The following is a 19167-nucleotide window of genomic DNA, read 5'->3' on the forward strand; positions in this document are numbered from 1 at the left end:
CCTAGTTTTGTTCGATGATTTTCTTTTCTATTAAATCTTGATAGATATCATGCACATTGTCCCCTATAAATGTAGCATGTCCCATTTTACGTAGGTCTTTAATCTCGTCTTTTCCATACATATGGATGTGAGCTGTTGCTATATCTTCTAAGCGACTGAAAAACGGTTCGATATCTTTGCCTAATAAGTTAAACATCACTGCTCCACCATGGGAGTGGATAGGAAGTAATGGTAAATGACATATTGCACGAATATGTTGTTCAAATTGAGACACATTGCATGCTTCAATCGTATAATGACCAGAATTATGAGGTCTTGGTGCTAGTTCATTAATTAAAATATCATTTTCTACAACAAACATCTCGATTGCAAATGTACCGACAACACCAATTGTTTCGGCGATTGCCTTCGCTGCTTTCTTTGCTTTTTCGCTGATTTCTTCTGATACGCGTGCAGGTGCAATCGTTGCATGTAATATATGATCACGATGAATATTCTCCGCAACAGGGAAATACGTAATCTCTCCATCTTGCCCTCTTGTAAATACAATCGAAATTTCTTGATGGAATGGTACCCATTTTTCGATAATCAATCGTTCACTTTGCTCTAACATTTCGATTGCTTCTTCTATACTCGCTTCATCTGTTAGTTTCACTTGGCCTTTGCCATCATATCCGCCACGACATGTTTTTGCGACAGAAGGTGTCCCAATTTGTTCTACAGCTTCTTTTAATTCATCTACTGTTGTGACAATGGCAAATTCAGCTACTGGCTGTCCACTTTCCACCATTGCCTTTTTCTCTAATTCTCTATCTTGTGTTACTTTTAAAGAATTGGCACCTTGTGGAAGAATACCTTTATCTTCTAAGATTTGTGCTGCTTTTAAATCCACATTTTCAAATTCATATGTGACTACATCTGATTGATCTGCCAACTTTTGGATTGCGTCTAAATCATCATATTGTGCGATGATTTGTTCATCTGCCACTTGTGCTGTCGGGCAATTTGGTGTTGGATCTAATACAATAACCTTATAGCCCATATGCTTCGCTGCTGTTGTCATCATTCTACCCAATTGTCCACCACCAATAATTCCGATAGTGGAACCAAATAGCAATTTACTTGTCTGCAAGGTCAACCCTCATTTCTGCTACTTTTTCTCTTAGCTGATTATGATATGTTGCTAATTTCTCCGCAATACTTTCGTCATGTGTACCAAGTATTTGCGCTGCTAATATTCCTGCATTCGTCGCTCCTGCTTTGCCAATCGCAACTGTCGCAACAGGTACCCCTCCAGGCATTTGCACAATGGATAATAAAGAATCTAAACCATTCAGACTTTTGGATTGAACAGGTACACCAATGACTGGTAATGTTGTCTTAGATGCAACCATTCCTGGTAAATGTGCCGCACCTCCTGCTCCTGCAATAATTACTTTAAGTCCTTTTTGTCTTGCTTCTTCTGCATAACGAAACATATCTTCTGGTGTACGATGTGCAGAAATTACTTCTTTTTCATACGCTATACCTAATTCATTAAGTATGTCACACGTATGTTGCATTGTATCCCAATCCGATATACTTCCCATAATTACCCCAACTTGTGCCATTGTTTCCCCTCTTTCGTCAAATAAGTGTTGATTTATCCTATAAAAAAACCTATCCATAGCTCCTCATAAATAAGAGAAGATGAATAGGCTAATAGCTTCGTCCAATACCTTCTTAACCTACAAACTTATATTCATAAGTAATGAAATATTCTCATCGTGGTGGCTCGGGATTCATCATGCTATATTTTCATGAATCATTCGTCTTTTCACCCCATGATTGTAGATTTGGAAGACAGTGTACATCTTCCCTCATAGTCCATCATTTACGGTGATGGGTAGAAACTATTGGGCCATATCCCCAAATTATATGAAGGTTACGTTGTTTGATTATTTGCTTGTTTCACTCTACTCTTATGATAACAAGCGATACGGATTTCGTCAATATAAAAATCGAACGTTAATTTACCTAAATAAATTAACGTTCGTGTTTTAGTGGTATTGTTTCAAATTGAATCAAACGATCGACAGGAATTGCTTCATTTCCCGCTTCTTTGAATATTGGTTTCTCTATTCTTCTTATAGGTTGATAACCTGATTTCTTAATCCGATCTAAACATTGATCAATTGTTTCATCATGATTAACTTCGAAGATTTTCTTCTGTTTGCTGCTCGTCTTTTTCGACACTTTTCACAATCTTCCCTTTCTTCACTTTTTTCACCCAGAACCCTCCATGTATTTGTTTTGGTTCATATGCAATAATGAAAGCTTTTGGATCAATTGATTTTATTGTTTCATATAAATGTAGTTCGTATTTTCTTGGAGATAATATTTGCATGGAAAGTCTGTCTCCGTCCATTCCATATGCATACCAGCTTGTGACACCATATCCTTTTTCGCGTAATTGCTTTGTAAAAGATATATCTGGATTAGAAGAAATCACATTGACAGTAATATATCCTAATGCTAGTTTTTCTTCAATCATTGAACCAACAATGACACCAATCCCATATCCAAGTCCATATGCAATCAGGTTCTGAACTTCACCTAGATTATCTAATACAAGTCCAAGTCCTAGTGTGTATATAACAATTTCAAATGTACCAATCGTACCTGCAATATATCTTCTACCTTTTAATGTTAGAATTACTCGAAGTGTTGATAAGGATACATAAACAATATTAATCGCCATAATAATTATAACCATGACAATAGCATTTTCTAGCACGACTCACCCTCCTGTTCTCACCATGTTGCTATTCCTACCATACCATAATAGTAGTTTGATGCGGCACCCATTTTAACATACTACTTGCGTTGTCGCTATATATTTAAAAAGAATCGAAAGGATAGATAACGATGGACCCATTCCGACAAATGCATGAATGGAAAAATAACTTAGATCACTTTTTTGGTGGGGACTTTTGGAATGACTTTGAACATATTGTCAAACCACCTATTCCTGCTGTTAATTTGTATGAACAGGAAAATGAATTCATATTATATATTAATTTGCCCGGAATCAAGGATCGTAAACAAATTAACCTTTCTACTTCTCCTACTACAGTTGAATTAAAAGGACAATTATTACCGATTGAACAACATGGCAAAATCATTAATCAAGAAATTCTGCTTGGTGAATTCCAACGCAAAATCGATTTGCCATTTCCTATTAGAGAAGATAAAGTATCTGCATCTATCAAATCAGGTGTCATGATTGTTCATTTGCCAAAACAGAAAAAGGAACATAATAGGAAGAAGATTTCTATTGAGACGTTTGAGGAGTAAATAAGGATTGGGATATGAGTATTGTTCTTCAAACAAAACACGAACGATTCTATATTTAGTGTTTGGCAATGAAATAAACAATGTGCGTATAACCCCGCTTCGGCTTGCCCACTCTCCTTTCCATGGGCTTTTTCCTTCAGCTAACTTTTCCCAAGCAAAAGTCGCTTGGAAAAGTGGACCTTCAGGAAAAAGTGGCCCATAGGAGTGGGAGTGTGCGCCTTTGCTATAGTGACATTCTACAATGTTTACAAGAGCTAATGTTTTGGTTTGTTACAGTTAGACACTTATTTTGTTCATCATGATACGTAATCTAAAGATAAAATTATATTCAATATGAAATAAAGCCAATAATTTTATGATTATATTAATTGTAGCGTACCAAAAAGCGCAGGCGTCTGTTTCCATTCCTGTGGGATGTTTTTCCCCTAAGATCCACTTTTTAGCGCACTTTGCTAAAAAAGTTAGCTTAGGGGAAAAACCTACGGAAAGGGAAACGGACAAGCCGGAGCGGTTGCCAGGCACATATCTAATTTCAAAATGATCAAATAAAGTTATCTTTCATACGCAAAAAATCCAAACTGTTCGGTAAATAGCTTCCGAATCGTTTGGATTTTTTAAATGGAAAATTATATTGTCCTCATCTCACAATTTTTAATGTAAGAATCCTAAATATAAAATGAAGACAATGAATAAGAACCACATGATTGGATTGATTTCTTTAATACGTCCTTTTGCTGCCATCATAATTGGATAGAAAACAAACCCTACTGCAATACCTGTTGCAATACTATAGCCAAGTGGCATAACAATAATCGTCAAAAATGCTGGTACTGCAACTTCGAACTTATCCCATTCAATATCTTTTAAAGAAGATGCCATCATAATCCCAACAATGATAAGTGCTGGTGCTGTCACATGACTTGTCACTACTCCTAATAATGGAGAGAAGAAAATAGCAAGTAAGAATAATCCAGCTGTCACAACAGAGGTAAATCCTGTTCGTCCACCCGCTGCAACACCCGCCGTTGATTCTACATAAGAAGTCGTTGTAGATGTTCCTAATGTCGCACCAACAACTGTCGCTGCCGAATCAGCAAACAATGCTTTACCAGCTCGAGGTAATTTGTTATCTTTCATTAAACCTGCTTTGGAAGCAACTGCAACTAATGTTCCAGCAGTATCAAAAAAGTCTACAAAAAGGAACGTAAGAATAACAACAAGCATTTGTAATGTAAAGACTTGATCTAAATGTGTAAAAGCCGCTCCAAATGTAGGTGCTAAACTCGGTACTTCACCAATAATTCTTTCTGGTATTGGAACGAGATTAAATAACATACCGACAATTGCTGTGATAACCATACCATAGAATACGCCACCTTTAACACCCAAACCGATTAGAACAACTGTTACTACAATACCTAGTATTGCAAGTAATGTTGGCCCACTCGTTAAATCACCTAATTTAACAAGAGTTGATGGATCTGCTACGATAATATCGGCATTTTGAAACCCGATAAATGCTATGAATAAACCAATCCCTGCACCTACTGCCATTTTTAATTGTGCTGGAATTGCATTAATTACTTTTTCACGAAGACCAGTGAATGTTAAAACAATGAAAATAAGTCCTGATACTAATACACCTGCTAACGCTGTTTCCCAAGGGATGCCGTAACCTAATACAACAGTGAATGCGAAGAATGCATTAAGTCCCATACCTGGTGCTAATGCTATCGGATACTTTGCAATAAGCCCCATAATCAATGTACCGACAGCTGCTGCTAATGCTGTCGCAACGAATACCGCCCCAGCATCCATTCCAGTACCTTCTGCTGCAAGCATACTAGGATTAACAAATAAGATGTATGCCATTGCTAAGAATGTCGTAATACCTGCTACCGTTTCTTGACGATAACTTGTACCAAGCTTGTCAAATTCAAAATACTTTTTCATTTACTAATCTCTCCTTCTTTTATACCAGAAATACGAAAGACTCCTTTTCATCAAAAGGAGTCTTTCATACAATTCAGAATGCGTGACATAGAATCGAATCTAGTCATACATTCCTCCTCGTAGTCAGAGCATTTACTGGTGCTCTGGTAGAGACTCTTGGGCCATATTCCCAATATTATACGATGGATGGTAAATGATTTTTTTATTATGAATAATTTCAATTCATATATTACTAGGAGGTTCCAAAATAGTCAAGACAAAAACCGAATATTTTTTATCTATTTTTTATAATTGTTCGTTTATTTTGTTAAGGAAGTGAAATGGGTGATTATAGGTATTTTAAAAAGTATTCGTTATATAGGGGAACAGTATGCTAGTGTTAATCATGAGAAAATAAAATATGATATATTCACTCAAACAAATGAACAAATCCTAGACCAAAATAAAAAGGACGTCTCTATTTTCCTAACCGGACTAATACATATAGTTGTGTTTAAAAATTATGATATCTCTAACAATTGAATTTAGATGCAGGGTAGACTAATCTTATAATGAGGTGACAAAGATGGATAGAAATAGTATTTTTAGTTATACAAAAAGAACCTACAACACAGACCCTTCCTATCCTTGGGCTAAATTTTCAAATTACGCTGTACTTAGACATGAGAGCAATAACAAATGGTACGGTTTGCTTATGAAAGTAGATAAAAATAAATTAAAATTGGATGGAGATGAACAGATTGAAATCTTAAATGTCAAATGCGATCCAGCGTTAGCTAGTATATTAAGAGAAAATAGTTCTATTTTCCCCGCTTACCATATGAACAAAGAACATTGGATTAGTATTGTATTGGATGGTTCTGTAGAAGATGAAGAAATTCTACACCTGTTAGATACAAGTTATGAGTTAACGAAATAAAAAACTCTCTTTACTCACTAAGAAGTGAGTATAAGAGAGTTTCTTTACTGTTATGGTTTTTTATGTGAGTTGGGTTTATTCCCACTCTATAGTAGCAGGCGGCTTGCTCGTCACATCATACAGTACGCGGTTAATATGATCCACTTCATTCACAATACGTACAGATATTTTTTCGAGTACATCCCATGGAATACGAGCCCAGTCAGATGTCATTCCGTCAATCGATGTTACTGCGCGAATACCAATTGCATAATCATATGTTCTCGCATCACCCATTACTCCAACACTTCTAATATCAGGTAATACAGTGAAGTATTGCCAGATGTCACGATCTAATCCAGCTTTTTTAATTTCATCACGTAAAATCGCATCAGATTCACGTACAATTTCTAATTTTTCTTCTGTAATTTCACCAAGTACACGAATACCAAGTCCTGGTCCTGGGAATGGTTGACGCCATACAATCTCATCAGGTACACCTAATTCAGAACCAAGTGCACGTACTTCATCTTTAAATAATGTATTTAATGGCTCAATTAATTCGAATTCCATATCTTCTGGTAATCCACCAACATTATGGTGTGATTTAATTGTTTGTGCTGTGTCTGTACCACTTTCCACGATATCTGTGTAAAGTGTTCCTTGCGCTAAGAAATCTACATCTTTTAATTTAGCTGCTTCATCATCAAATACATAGATGAATTCATTACCAATGATTTTGCGTTTTTGTTCTGGATCTGATACACCACGTAATTTATTCATAAAGCGTTCTTGTGCATCTACTTTAATGATATTCATATGGAATACATCACGGAATGTGTGCATAACCGTTTCTGCTTCGTCTTTACGTAATAAGCCATGATCTACAAAGATACATGTTAATTGGTCACCGATTGCTTTATGAATTAATGCAGCAACAACAGAAGAATCTACGCCCCCACTTAATGCACATAATACTTTACGATCCCCAACAAGTTCACGAATCTTATCTACTTCCATGTCAATGAAGTTCGCCATTGTCCAGTCACCAGTACATTTACAAGCTTGGAATACAAAAGTTTTTAATAAATCATTTCCGTATTCTGAGTTACGAACTTCTGGGTGAAATTGCACACCATAGAATTGCTTCTCTGAATGGCGCATTGCAGCTACAGGTGTAGAAGTACTTGTTGCTTCAATTTCGAATCCTTCAGGTGGTGTAATAATTTTATCACTGTGGCTCATCCAAACAATTTGGTCTTTAGGTGTTCCTTCAAATAGAACAGAACCTTCTTTTACATTGATTTCTGCTCTACCATATTCACGCTCATTCGCACGTTCTACTGTACCACCAAAGTGATGTGTCATTAATTGCATACCATAGCAAATACCGAGCACTGGAATATCTAAATCAAAAATACGTTCATCACAACGGAAGCTATTCTCACCATAGACACTATGTGGTCCACCAGATAAAATAATTCCTTTTGGATTCATTTCTTTAATTTCTTCCACTGTCAAGCGATGGGAATGTAACTCGCTATATACCCCAAATTCACGAATACGACGTGTAATTAATTGATTATATTGGCTACCAAAATCAAGAACCAATATCATTTCGTTGTTTAATTCCAAGATTGTCCACTCCTTTTTTTCCTCTAGCAACATTTAAAAAAACATTAAGTATTCTATATCCCATGCATCATCACACAGAAAAACTGCCTTTCTACAGTTATTGTCAACAGAAAGGCAGAAATCACGACAGACCCCCACCTTCATAGTCCGAACATTTGTGGTGTTCTGGTAGAAACATCTGGGCCCTATTCCCAAATATATATGAAGGTCTTTACTTAATTTTATCTTATTCTATCAATCGTTTTTTTGTTGGTCAAGCTAATACTTGTTCAAACATTTCATGAAAGAGTTTACTTACTTGTTCCTCGTTCCATTCTGCTTTTTTATTACTATATACGTATTGCTCATAAATATTTGTCAGTTCTGTCATTGCTTTTAATCCAAGCTTCTCATCGACAGCTCTCGCATATGTTCTTAGTGTTTCATTACTTGCTCTTTTTAATCCTTTTTTTGCTAGCACTGCCAATAGAAAATGATAACTTACGTTTAAGTCTTGTTTCTGCTTTATCTTTTCCCATTTCCGCTTTAGATACCAATTGTGTATATCTTTTCTTTTGATAATGATGAATATAACCGAAAGAACTAAGATTCCACTAGCAATCCAACCTAGTATTTTTAGGACTTTCATGAAATTTCCATCATTTGCTTGTGTATTCGTCTCTTCTGACTCTTCTTGTGTCACTTCTTCTTCAATCTCTTCTTGTTCTTCTACTTCTGGTGTAGATTCTTCCTCTAATTCTGGCTGATCCACATCCGCAAGTGTCTCCTCATGAAATGTCGTAAGGTTATCGAACCCTCTTGTCGGTTCAAATGGTACCCAGCCTACCTCCGGGAAGTATACCTCTACCCATGAATGTGCATTGTTGTTCGTTACTTCGTACATTTGATAGCCACTAGGTAAATTCGCTTCACCAATTTGGACTTCGCCACCAGTAAATCCTTTCACCCATCTTGCCGGAATATCTAATGTCCTCAGCAGCACAACCATCGATGTAGAGAAATTATCACAATAGCCAACCATTGTCTCGAACAGGAATTGATCTACATAATCCTCTTCGCCACTCGGTGTAGCAATATTCTCTGTTTGATACACGTAGCCGTTTAAAGAAAAGTAAGATTCAATTGCTTCGACCTTATCCAATCGATTGTCCAAATTTGCAACAACCTCTTCTGCTAATTGGCTCACTCTATCTGGTAATGTTTCTGGCAATTGTAAATACTGTTCTGTAATCTCACTTGGGTCTTCATTTGATGTATTCTTTAATTGGTCAATCGAAAATGAGGGCCGATTATATTCCATTGTAAAATATGGTTGATACTGTTGCTCGCCCATTTCGTATTCCACCATACCTGAATAAAAGTCTTGATATAACGCGATTGTTTCAGGTGGCGCGATAGATGTCGTTCCATATGGGAATGGGACTTTATCTAATCGACTACCTTCCGCGTACTCGACAGATACAGATGACGAGAAGATATCTACACTCGCAGGATCAAATGTTTGAAATTGTATCATATTATCAATGACAGGCTCGAATTCAAACGGACGGGACTTTTCCCAACCTTTCCCTGTATACACGTCTTTAGATTCAATTCTCCAATACAATCGTTCTTTCGCTATTGCTTCAAATACTAATGTATCATCCGCTACAAAAGAACCACCTAATGTCTCATCATTCTCACCATACCCTACTTTCTTTACGGTTCCTTCTCCAAATCCAACATGGCCTGCTGCACTTTCGATAAATGGTACAGGATCAGGCCATTTCGGATCCATTTTTGGACCATAATATCCTAATACTGACGCTATCATCACAATAAATAGAACTGCCGACATCCATATTGACATATACTTTGGTTGATAATCCGAACTTCTGTGCATCCGGTAAAAGTGATTAAGCCCTAATGCAAGTAAGGAAATAATCAATGCACGAACAATGGCTATTGTCGCATCATACACAGTAAAAGTATCCAATATAGCCAAATAAAAAATCGTTAAGAAAACAAATAAGAAGAAGCGATTAGCAATGACAAACCAATAATGTAGCAAATAACTAATCACCCAAATTAATAATAGGAATAAAAAACTCCGAAAAAATGGGGATAACTCATTCCAATTCGCATTCAAAAGCATGTTACTATTATAGGATACCTCCATCGACACTTGCGTGAGCCACTCTGCTGATAGAAATGGATCATGCAAAAATACATAATCCATAACAAGTAGGAGTGCCGAACCTTTAAGCAAAAATTTAAGCCAACCATTTGAGACAAAATAAGATACAAAAAAACTGATGAAGGCATATAGCACAAATAAATAAGAGCTTCCTGTATCTGTTATTTGCTCTAAAGGACGTAACCATTCCCAAAACAGTAAGAATCCTGCGAACAGTACAAGAAAGGAAGGTAGCTGAAATCTATGACTTTTCTTCATTTGTGAATACGTACCTCCCATCTTGTTTTCAGTAAGTCTTTTTCAGTGATCACTTGATAAGGCACTTGTAGTGATCTCAGTTGTTGCAATATTTGTTTCTCTTCCATTGTAATTTCCTTCGACGGTCTAATATAACAAACAATGGGATGATACTCTCTTTTTCTCAGCATTGACATGTGTTCAACAACTGTTTGATCGAGTTTTGTCCATATTGTCAGTATAAAAGCACCCTTAGGAACATGCTTCCAGATAGATAATTGTTCTCGTCGCTTTGTAACCGGTGCAATTGTCGATAGATATCCCTTAACTTCAGCAATATGATGCATGATTTGTTGTTCTGAAAAATGCTTTATTTCTTTACCGTGGATATGAAATGTCACATGTTGCTTCCGCTTTCTCGCCTCTTCTAAAATCGACATAGACAATTCTAGACTTGCTTCTAAGACAAGTGGTTTGACAACATTTTCTTCTCCAACCATACAAGCAATTGCCATCTGGGCATCTTTCTCTTGTTCAAAATCTTTTGTCATCATCGTATTCTTTCTCGCTGTTGCTTTCCAATCAATCCATGAAAATTTGTCACCAGGTGTATACTCTCGAACCCCTCCAACAATATTGGTTAATTTTTCATCGTATATTTGTGCAGGTTTCGTTCCTTCTTCCATTTGATTAGATACTACATGCCATTTAAATGGATAACTCATTGGATATACTACTACTTCTTGAGTAATGGAATGTATGTATCGCTTCTTGACAATACCAAACGGGTCGCCAATTTCGATTATTACATGTGTAAAGGTATGCTTACCCCGTGGTAAATTAGTAATCTGAAATTCTGCTTCCATTTCTCTTTTGAAATATGGAAATAGGAGTTTTCGTAATGTTCGAGGTTGTTCTTTTATTGTTTGATTTGCAATCGAATGATACTTCTCTTTACCAATGTCGTTTCGATTTAATGTCACTGGACATACTTCTTCTAATGAGACATACATGATTGGAAAAGGGAGAAGTCGTCTCAACGTGATGGTGAGATCAATCGATTGTCCTGCATGAATATGAGTACTAGAAATCTTGCTATTTACTTTCCAATTCTTCATTGGGTAAAGTAGGAGTACAAATATATAAAGTAGAATTGGGGTTAGGCTATAAAATAAAAACCAACTAACAAATCCACCTTGAAACATCGCAAATGTAAATAAAATCGTAATGAGCAAGATGACTTCTACAACTTTAATAATTTGTTTCACACTTTCTTTCATCCATGTCGTTCCTTACGAATAGGTATCTCTAGATTCGTCAATATTTCTTGGATAATCATCCATTGTTTTACTCCCTCATAACTTGCATCAGGAGTGAGCATGAGTCGATGTGCTAATACAAATGGTGCTAAATAAAGAATATCGTCAGGAACGACATAATCTCTATCGTGGATAAATGCATATGCTTTAACCGCACGCATTAATGCGACAGATCCTCGGGGACTCACTCCCAATTGTACGTATTTACGCTCTCTTGTTGCCCCAACTATTTCGATAATCAATTGCTTCAGCGTTCGGTCTAGAAACACGTCATTGATTGCACGTTGCATTTCTAACAATTGTTGCTTATCGATTACAGGATGAATTTCCTCGATTGGATGCCCTTTATCCGCACGTTCTAGCATCTCTAGTTCCCCTTCTCGTGTCGGATAACCCATACTTAATTTCATCATAAAGCGATCCAGTTGCGCCTCTGGTAATGGATATGTTCCTTCATAATCAACAGGATTCTGTGTTGCCATTACAAAGAATGGTCTATGTAATGCTCGAGTACTTCCATCTATTGTTACATGCATTTCTTCCATTGCTTCTAATAATGCGGACTGTGTTTTTGGTGAGGTACGATTAATTTCATCTGCTAAAATGATATCGCCAAAGATAGGGCCTTTTCGAAAGTCAAATACCATTTCTTTTGGGTTGTATACAGATACTCCTGTCACATCTGATGGTAATAAATCTGGGGTGAATTGAATTCGCTTAAAATCACAATGAAGAGATTTAGCTATTGCCTTTACTAGCATAGTTTTTCCTACGCCTGGTACATCCTCTAGTAATACATGCCCGTCTGCTAGTAATGCGACAAGACTGAGAATCACTTCTTGTTCCTTCCCTATAATTACATTGTTTATATTAGTGATGATTTCACTTACTTGTTTTTGATATGTTGTCATCTCCTAGCCTCCATTCTAGCAATTCATTCCTTACCTTCTAGCATACCATTTTCTTGTATATTTTAGAAGAATAGGAATCTTGTAAATATATAATATTAAAGAAAAAACTACCTACAACTTGTATAGTTGCAGATAGTTTATCATTTTATCCGATAATCACTCGCTCTGTTGGGTAATGGAACTTATCTTGACTTGCATCTCCTCTGATAAGGAATAGAAAAGAAAAGATTCCAATACGACCAATAAACATTAAACACATAATCAACACTTTACCAAATGTCGATAAGTCTGGGGTAATACCCATCGATAGTCCTGTCGTTCCGAATGCAGAAGTCACTTCAAACATAATTTGAATAAGGGAGAAATCTTCCGTATATGTTAATAATATAACAGATGTCGAACATAATATAATCGCTGTAGAGATGACAATAAATGAGCGCATCATATCTTCATTATCAATCTCTCTACCAAATACTTTGACACTCGTATTTCCTTTTGCATAATTAAATATCGTCAGTAGCATAATCGCAAAAGTGGTTGTACGAATCCCGCCACCAACACTACTTGGTGATGCTCCAATGAACATGAGCAGACTAATTACAACTAGAGTTGGGATCGATAATTCCGATACATCCATTGTAGACAGGCCACCACTTCTTGATGTGACAGATTGAAATAGACTATAGAAGAATGTTTCATGCCAACTCTTATCAGCAAAGAACGCATTTCTTTCTAATAAGAAAATCACTACCCATCCAAAAATAACTAACCAAAAAAAAGTGACTGTTGTAATTTTAGTAAATAAAGAGAACTTATGTCGATCATTAAATGCATTCTTTTTACCTTGTAACACTTCTTGTACTTCCACTAAAACAGGGAAGCCTATTGCCCCAAGTACAATTAAAATCATATTAATAAATTGGACAAAATAGTCATCCGCAAATGGAATGAGTGACGCTCCAGTAATATCTAATCCACCATTTGTTGTCGCACTGATTGCTCCAAAAACCCCATGTAATAATGCTTCTTGAAATGTATCATAATAATTCAGAAAGTGGATGGTTAAGATCATCGCACCGACGAATTCTATGACTAACATAAGTTTAAATATTTCTAACATTAGTTTCACTAAACCAGCTAATGTTTTACTATTTTGGTCGACCATGATTAATTTTCTATTTCTAATTCCAATTTTCTTTCCTAACACGACCCAAATAAATGTACCCATTGTCATAATACCAATTCCACCAAGGTGCAAGATGACTGCAATAGCAATTTGTCCTGCTGGATTGAATGTATCTACAATAGAAACCGCTGTAAGACCAGTAACACTAATAGATGTCACCGCAGTAAACATAGCATCAATAAACGGTAATTCTACTCCATCTCGATGAAATATTGGTAAACTGATAATAATAGTCGAAAAAATAACTGCTAATAAATAATAAATTACGATATGATGGATTGCTGACCAGTTCTTCACCATCGCTTTCCATTTATCTAATAACGGCATTGTACGAGATCTCCTTAGATATTTTAAAACTAGTCGATAGTTTACCATACTCTACGTAATTTATCATCACTTTTCTAGAAACCACTATAAGAATCAAGATGGAACTTGCCATTTGCTTGATATAAGTACTTCTCTGGTACGACTTTCTCAATCATAGGGAAAATGATACGTTCTTCTAATCTGACATGTACCATTAATAATTCACCTAACTCGTTAAATACAGAACGTTCGATTCGTCTTGTTCCACGTATATGTTGAATAAGACCACGTATCTGAACATGTTGTATCAGCATGTCACGTATTTCTTCTTGGTCAACAGAGGCATATTGTGCATAGAGCGGCAACAATACTTCTTCTTCATCTCTGAAATGATCTCTACCGTCCTTTTCCCAAAATTCTATCACTTCTCTTGTCATTTCTTGAATACTTGCGTTCTCATCCGCTTTTTTCAGTTTTTGTGCCATCACTAATGTATGATGGTGATGATGTGACAAAGGATGTAGTGCTTCATGACGCTTGCCCATTTGGAACAACTCCTTCTCTAATCTGTATTCTTATAATTAATTGCTTTTCATCGTATATTTATAGTATAAAGGAAAAGGAAGTAAAATAGTATGATGACATACACAAAATAAAGGAAGTATGGTATGGAACTTATAAAGACATTTGTAATGAGTCCGAAGTTTAATAGATTGATTACCTATTTAATCATAATTAATGCAATATTAATTGGTTTAGAAACCTCTCCACAGCTCTATACACAGTATCATTCTTTCTTTGTCACGATAGATATGATTATTCTAGCTATCTTTACAATAGAAGTAGCACTCAAAATCATCGTATTAAAGAAAGCTTTTTTTCAAAATAGTTGGAACATTTTTGATTTTATCATTGTTATCGGTAGTGTCATTCTTTATAGTACACCTTTCGTCAGTGTGTTACGTATCTTCCGAGTATTAAGGGTATTCCGTACTATTACCACTGTTCCCACACTCAGACGCATTGTAGCAGCATTATTTATGGCCATCCCTACGATTAGTAGTGTTTTACTTATTATGGCCATTATATTCTATGTCTATGCAGTCATTGGTACGAGCTTTTATCGTGAGATTTCACCAGAATATTTTGGTGACTTATTCTTAAGTACTGTGACATTATTTCAAATTTTCACTTTAGAATCATGGGCAAGCGGTATTTTTAGGCCGATATTTGACCAAGCACCTTCTTCTTGGTTTTATTTCATTTCTTTTATCATTATTACAACGTTTATCATGATTAACCTCATTGTTGGTGAAATCGTCAATAATGCACAAAAGATATCTGATAGTGTAGAAGAAGAAACAGAAGAGATTAAGAAAGACACACATGAGATAAAAGAATTACGAAAAGAAATTCAAGAAATCAAGCAATTATTAATAAGTAAAGAGAAGCACCGTCCTTAATACTGGATGGTGCTTCTTTTAATTTTCTCTATTATCTTGCTATTTAATAGGTTATTTGTTCAATCTTAGCTTTGGTAGGCTAGTGCTTAGCGCAATGTCACTACTAGATACATATACTTTCAGTGTAAAAGTTTAGAAAGGAGAATGCATAATGGATCCTAGCCAAATCGGCCGTTATTTGGACGCAGTTGTTGACAAAATGATTCGTATTGATCGAGGAGGTCCTGAATCAAGGGTTGGTAAACTCATCGGTGTGTATAATGACTACATTGCATTATTAACAAAAGAAGAAGGCGTTATTTATTATCGCACGCAACACATCAAAAGTATTACCGAAAATGTAAAAGACATAAAAGCAGATGAATTAGGTGAAGAAGAAGTTGAGCCAATCATTGCCGCTTCTTTCACACAGTTATTAGATCACTTGAAGCTTCAATGGGTACAAATTAACAGAGGTGGACCTGAGAAATTAGAAGGTGTATTAAATGATATGACAGATGACATTGTAACAGTTGTAGCAAACAAAGAAGTAATTCGTCTATCTTCTTTCCACATCCGTAATATTAGTGTAGTCCAAGTCAAAAATGAGCAAAGTGATAGCGAGCAAGAAAGTAACAACGAGAAATCACGTAACAAGAAAAGAAGACGCTAAGTTATATTTCTATTTCTCTACCTTACTCAATGATTTTAATTTCTCCTTTGCAGTCGCTTCTCTATGGGGCGACTGTCTATTTAAAAGTTCTTCTAAACATCTCGATTCGATGCTTTAGTAGAGAGAGGTGAACACAATGTTTATGGGATTATTTTTTGTCATATCAGGATTAATCTTTACCCCTATTCTAATACCTAATAAGAAGCATACATCTCTTCCACAAGAGCACTATACAATCTTAGAGCATAAGGGGTATTCCAATGTTTGATTACACATTCATTCTTACCATCACTATTTTTGTTGTAACCATTTATCTCATGCTTTCTAAACCAAAAGGGCTTAATGAAACAATACCAACAACTATCGGAGCAATCATTCTCATAGTACTTGGAATCGTATCCTATCAGAATATCTTTCATATAATGGATATGGTGAGTGGTGCAACATTTACGATATTATCTACCATTGTCATGACGATTATTTTAGAAAGTGTCGGCTTCTTCAAATGGGTTGCGATTAATTTAATTCAACGAACAAATGGTTCAGGGAAAAAATTATTTTTCTATATTATCGGATTATGCTTTTTTACGACAATCTTCTTCAACAATGATGGCAGCATCCTTATTACAACACCAATCATCATTCGAATTGTCTTCATGCTTAAGTTAAAGCCACACCAACAATTCCCTTACTTGATATCAGGCGCACTTATTGCCACTGCTGCTAGTGCACCCATCGCGATAAGTAACATTGCGAACCTCATTGCACTTGAAATGGTAAGACTTGATTTAAACCAATATGTCACTTTGATGTTTGTACCTTCGATGATTGGCATTATGACAATGACATTATTATTGTATCTCTATTTCAAAAAGGATTTACCGAAAACGATCCAAACACATCATCACACCATTCAATTTAATTCCCATCCACTCACAACAGTCGAGGAAAAAATTGATTGGAATATGTTTATCTTAGCAATTGTGTTCATTGTTTGTATTAGAAGTAGTTATTTCATTCTCGCACCATTCGGAATACCTATGGAAATCATCTCCATCATTGGTGCAACAAGTCTTGTGATGCTACGTTATTTGCATTATAAAAAAGGCATAAAGGATATTCTCGTCAAAACACCGTGGCATATTTTACTTTTTGCTTTTAGCATGTATGTGCTTGTATACGCACTCCAGAATGTTGGTGTGACACAATATTTATATGATTTATTGTATCCATTTGTGCAGGCTAATCACTTTCAAGCGATTCTCTCAATGGGCATTGCGATAACACTTCTATCCAACATCGTCAATAACTTGCCTGCTGTAATGATAGGTTCTTTGACCATCACAGAAATGGGACTAGACATCCACACATTACAATTAGCATATCTCGCTAACATTATGGGAAGTGATATAGGCGCATTGCTTACTCCTGTCGGTACACTTGCCACATTGATATGGATGTTTATTTTGAGGAAGCATGGTATTCATTTAACTTGGCGTAAATACTTTCAAGTTACTATAGTGATCATTCCGCTGACATTATTGATTAGTCTAATCAGCTTATATGCGTGGAGCTATATCATCACACCATAAAGGAGGCGAACTGCATTGAATATTTTAGAGAATTACATCCATCAAACAATGACTTTACACTTAGCTGGAAGAATCAAAATAGATGGAATATTGATTGAAGTTGGTAGTGATATTATTGTTTTATACAATGGAGAAGAATATATGTATATTCCAACAACACATGTATTGCATATCAAAAAAAGTGTGGAATCAGAAATTATTTTACCTACAGATGAGATTGACCCATTAAAAGAAATCTCACTTCGCAAAATCCTTGTAAATGCAAAAGGACTTTTCACGGAAATCTTTGTCACTCCTTCTCAATCCATTCATGGTTATATTACAAATGTTCTAAGTGATTATTTTGTCTTTTATTCGCCTGTATATAAAACAATGTTCATTCCTTTTCATCATTTAAAATGGCTTACTCCATATCAAAATAATCAAATACCATATGGCCTAGAGAGAGAAATGCTCCCAGTTCATCCAAGCAATATGAATCTGTCTCGTACATTTGAAATACAATTACAGAAATTGATTGGAAAAATAATTATTATTGATTTAGGAATTGAAGCATATCAAATTGGGCAATTAGTAGCGATACACAAAAGCTTTATTGAAATCATCACCGCAAGACAAGAAACCGTGTTTATTCCAATGAATCATATAAAAACTGTACATTTCCAGTGAGAAATCTGCTTATTCATCACCTCCACTTGAATGAATTTTGAATAAATTGATGTGGAGGTGTTGTTCTTTTCTAATTAACAGTAAATGAGGAGATTTGCCAATCAATCGGTTCTTTTCCTTCTTGAATTAACAACTGATTCACCTTTGAAAATGGTTTGCTATTAAAGAATCCTCTATGCGCAGATAATGGACTAGGATGTGGTGACTTTATTGTATAATGCTTTGACGTGTCTATTAATGTTTCTTTTGCCTCTGCTGCCTTTCCCCACAAAATGTAGACAATTGGAGATGATTTATCATTTAATTTCTTAATGATTTGATTTGTAAACTGCTCCCATCCTCTTCCTTTATGGGAATGCGCTTCTCCACTTCGAACTGTCAATACTGTATTCAATAACAGCACCCCTTGATCTGCCCACTCCTTTAAGTATCCATGATTTGGAATAGATACCCCAACATCATTCTGTAATTCTTTATATATATTTTTCAATGACGGCGGCACTGGTACACCTTTATTCACAGAAAAACTCAGACCATGTGCTTGATTTGGACCGTGATACGGATCTTGACCAAGTATCACGACTTTAACATCTTCAAATGAAGTGAAATGTAGTGCATTAAATATATCCTCTGCTTTAGGATAAATGGTTGATGTTTGATATTCTTCTCGTAAAAATTCATGTAGCTTCTTATAGTAATTTTGATTACATTCACCACTTAAGATATCTTCCCAATCATTTGTAAATATATGCTTATTCATCCTCTTCTTCACCTCTCTTGTTCGTACTCTGTAGATAAAAAATAAACATCAGCGTTTTTATCGCCAATGTTTTA

Annotated in this window: 18 protein-coding genes and 3 riboswitches; of the genes, 6 read left to right on the forward strand and 12 right to left on the reverse strand. The window is 35.7% G+C overall.

The window, feature by feature from the left end; all coding sequences use genetic code 11:
• Position 1: 1 nt before the first annotated feature.
• From purK to ACFOZ1_RS14445, 4 genes are all read right to left on the reverse strand, one after another.
• Positions 2-1132 carry a 5-(carboxyamino)imidazole ribonucleotide synthase gene (purK, locus tag ACFOZ1_RS14430; protein WP_390200425.1) on the reverse strand — a complete coding sequence of 377 codons (1131 nt, stop codon included), beginning with the start codon at positions 1130-1132 and terminating at the stop codon, positions 2-4.
• Complete coding sequence (gene purE, locus ACFOZ1_RS14435; protein WP_390200426.1) at positions 1119-1610, reverse strand: 5-(carboxyamino)imidazole ribonucleotide mutase; 492 nt, start codon at positions 1608-1610, stop codon at positions 1119-1121. Before purE ends, purK begins: the two co-directional genes overlap by 14 nt.
• A gap of 232 nt (positions 1611-1842) precedes the next feature.
• A riboswitch (purine riboswitch) is annotated at positions 1843-1941 on the reverse strand.
• Between the two features lie 84 nt (positions 1942-2025).
• Positions 2026-2235: an NETI motif-containing protein gene (locus ACFOZ1_RS14440; protein WP_390200427.1), complete on the reverse strand. Its 210-nt coding sequence runs from the start codon at positions 2233-2235 to the stop codon at positions 2026-2028.
• Positions 2189-2776 carry a DUF2179 domain-containing protein gene (locus ACFOZ1_RS14445; RefSeq protein ID WP_390200429.1) on the reverse strand — a complete coding sequence of 196 codons (588 nt, stop codon included), beginning with the start codon at positions 2774-2776 and terminating at the stop codon, positions 2189-2191. The genes ACFOZ1_RS14440 and ACFOZ1_RS14445 overlap by 47 nt, the downstream gene beginning before the upstream one ends.
• 131 nt (positions 2777-2907) lie before the next feature.
• Between ACFOZ1_RS14445 and ACFOZ1_RS14450 the strand changes: the two genes are divergently transcribed.
• Positions 2908-3336, forward strand: coding sequence for an Hsp20/alpha crystallin family protein (locus tag ACFOZ1_RS14450; RefSeq protein WP_390200431.1), 429 nt, complete (start codon positions 2908-2910; stop codon positions 3334-3336).
• A gap of 651 nt (positions 3337-3987) precedes the next feature.
• Here ACFOZ1_RS14450 and ACFOZ1_RS14455 read toward each other — a convergent pair.
• Positions 3988-5289, reverse strand: coding sequence for an NCS2 family permease (locus ACFOZ1_RS14455; protein ID WP_390200432.1), 1302 nt, complete (start codon positions 5287-5289; stop codon positions 3988-3990).
• 100 nt (positions 5290-5389) lie between these two features.
• A riboswitch (purine riboswitch) is annotated at positions 5390-5492 on the reverse strand.
• 362 nt (positions 5493-5854) lie between these two features.
• Here ACFOZ1_RS14455 and ACFOZ1_RS14460 point away from each other — a divergent pair.
• On the forward strand, positions 5855-6208 hold the full coding sequence (locus ACFOZ1_RS14460) for an MmcQ/YjbR family DNA-binding protein (RefSeq protein ID WP_390200434.1): 354 nt from the start codon (positions 5855-5857) through the stop codon (positions 6206-6208).
• A gap of 75 nt (positions 6209-6283) precedes the next feature.
• Here the strand turns inward: ACFOZ1_RS14460 and guaA are convergent, their stop codons facing one another.
• From guaA to ACFOZ1_RS14490, 6 genes are all read right to left on the reverse strand, one after another.
• Positions 6284-7825, reverse strand: a complete 1542-nt coding sequence (gene guaA, locus ACFOZ1_RS14465; RefSeq protein WP_390200515.1) for a glutamine-hydrolyzing GMP synthase — start codon at positions 7823-7825, stop codon at positions 6284-6286.
• Positions 7826-7945: 120 nt separating this feature from the next.
• A riboswitch (purine riboswitch) is annotated at positions 7946-8047 on the reverse strand.
• Between the two features lie 28 nt (positions 8048-8075).
• Positions 8076-10256 (reverse strand): DUF4129 domain-containing transglutaminase family protein, encoded by a 2181-nt coding sequence (locus tag ACFOZ1_RS14470; protein ID WP_390200435.1) that lies wholly within the window; start codon positions 10254-10256, stop codon positions 8076-8078.
• Positions 10253-11503 (reverse strand): DUF58 domain-containing protein, encoded by a 1251-nt coding sequence (locus ACFOZ1_RS14475; RefSeq protein WP_390200437.1) that lies wholly within the window; start codon positions 11501-11503, stop codon positions 10253-10255. The genes ACFOZ1_RS14470 and ACFOZ1_RS14475 overlap by 4 nt, the downstream gene beginning before the upstream one ends.
• An 8-nt stretch (positions 11504-11511) precedes the next feature.
• Complete coding sequence (locus tag ACFOZ1_RS14480) at positions 11512-12465, reverse strand: AAA family ATPase (RefSeq protein ID WP_390200439.1); 954 nt, start codon at positions 12463-12465, stop codon at positions 11512-11514.
• Between the two features lie 145 nt (positions 12466-12610).
• Positions 12611-13978 (reverse strand): TrkH family potassium uptake protein, encoded by a 1368-nt coding sequence (locus tag ACFOZ1_RS14485; protein ID WP_390200440.1) that lies wholly within the window; start codon positions 13976-13978, stop codon positions 12611-12613.
• A 74-nt stretch (positions 13979-14052) separates the two neighbouring features.
• The gene (locus ACFOZ1_RS14490; protein ID WP_390200442.1) at positions 14053-14502 is read right to left on the reverse strand and encodes a hemerythrin domain-containing protein; all 450 of its coding nucleotides are present in this window, start codon (positions 14500-14502) and stop codon (positions 14053-14055) included.
• Between the two features lie 123 nt (positions 14503-14625).
• On the opposite strand from ACFOZ1_RS14490, the gene ACFOZ1_RS14495 reads away from it, so the two are divergent.
• The 4 genes from ACFOZ1_RS14495 to ACFOZ1_RS14510 all read left to right on the forward strand — a co-directional run bounded on the left by ACFOZ1_RS14495 (position 14626) and on the right by ACFOZ1_RS14510 (position 18333).
• On the forward strand, positions 14626-15420 hold the full coding sequence (locus tag ACFOZ1_RS14495) for an ion transporter (protein ID WP_390200444.1): 795 nt from the start codon (positions 14626-14628) through the stop codon (positions 15418-15420).
• 151 nt (positions 15421-15571) lie between these two features.
• Positions 15572-16072, forward strand: a complete 501-nt coding sequence (locus tag ACFOZ1_RS14500) for a hypothetical protein (RefSeq protein WP_390200446.1) — start codon at positions 15572-15574, stop codon at positions 16070-16072.
• A gap of 260 nt (positions 16073-16332) precedes the next feature.
• A complete protein-coding gene (locus tag ACFOZ1_RS14505; RefSeq protein ID WP_390200448.1) occupies positions 16333-17664 on the forward strand; it encodes an arsenic transporter in 1332 nt (443 codons plus the stop codon).
• A 15-nt stretch (positions 17665-17679) separates the two neighbouring features.
• Entirely contained in the window at positions 17680-18333 is a 654-nt protein-coding gene (locus ACFOZ1_RS14510) for a DUF2642 domain-containing protein (RefSeq protein ID WP_390200450.1), read from the forward strand.
• Between the two features lie 70 nt (positions 18334-18403).
• Here ACFOZ1_RS14510 and ACFOZ1_RS14515 read toward each other — a convergent pair whose 3' ends face one another.
• Positions 18404-19093, reverse strand: a complete 690-nt coding sequence (locus ACFOZ1_RS14515) for a uracil-DNA glycosylase (protein ID WP_390200452.1) — start codon at positions 19091-19093, stop codon at positions 18404-18406.
• Between the last annotated feature and the right edge of the window lie 74 nt (positions 19094-19167).

The sequence above is a fragment of the Gracilibacillus marinus genome (assembly GCF_042651725.1).
Lineage (GTDB): Bacteria > Bacillota > Bacilli > Bacillales > Amphibacillaceae > Gracilibacillus > Gracilibacillus marinus.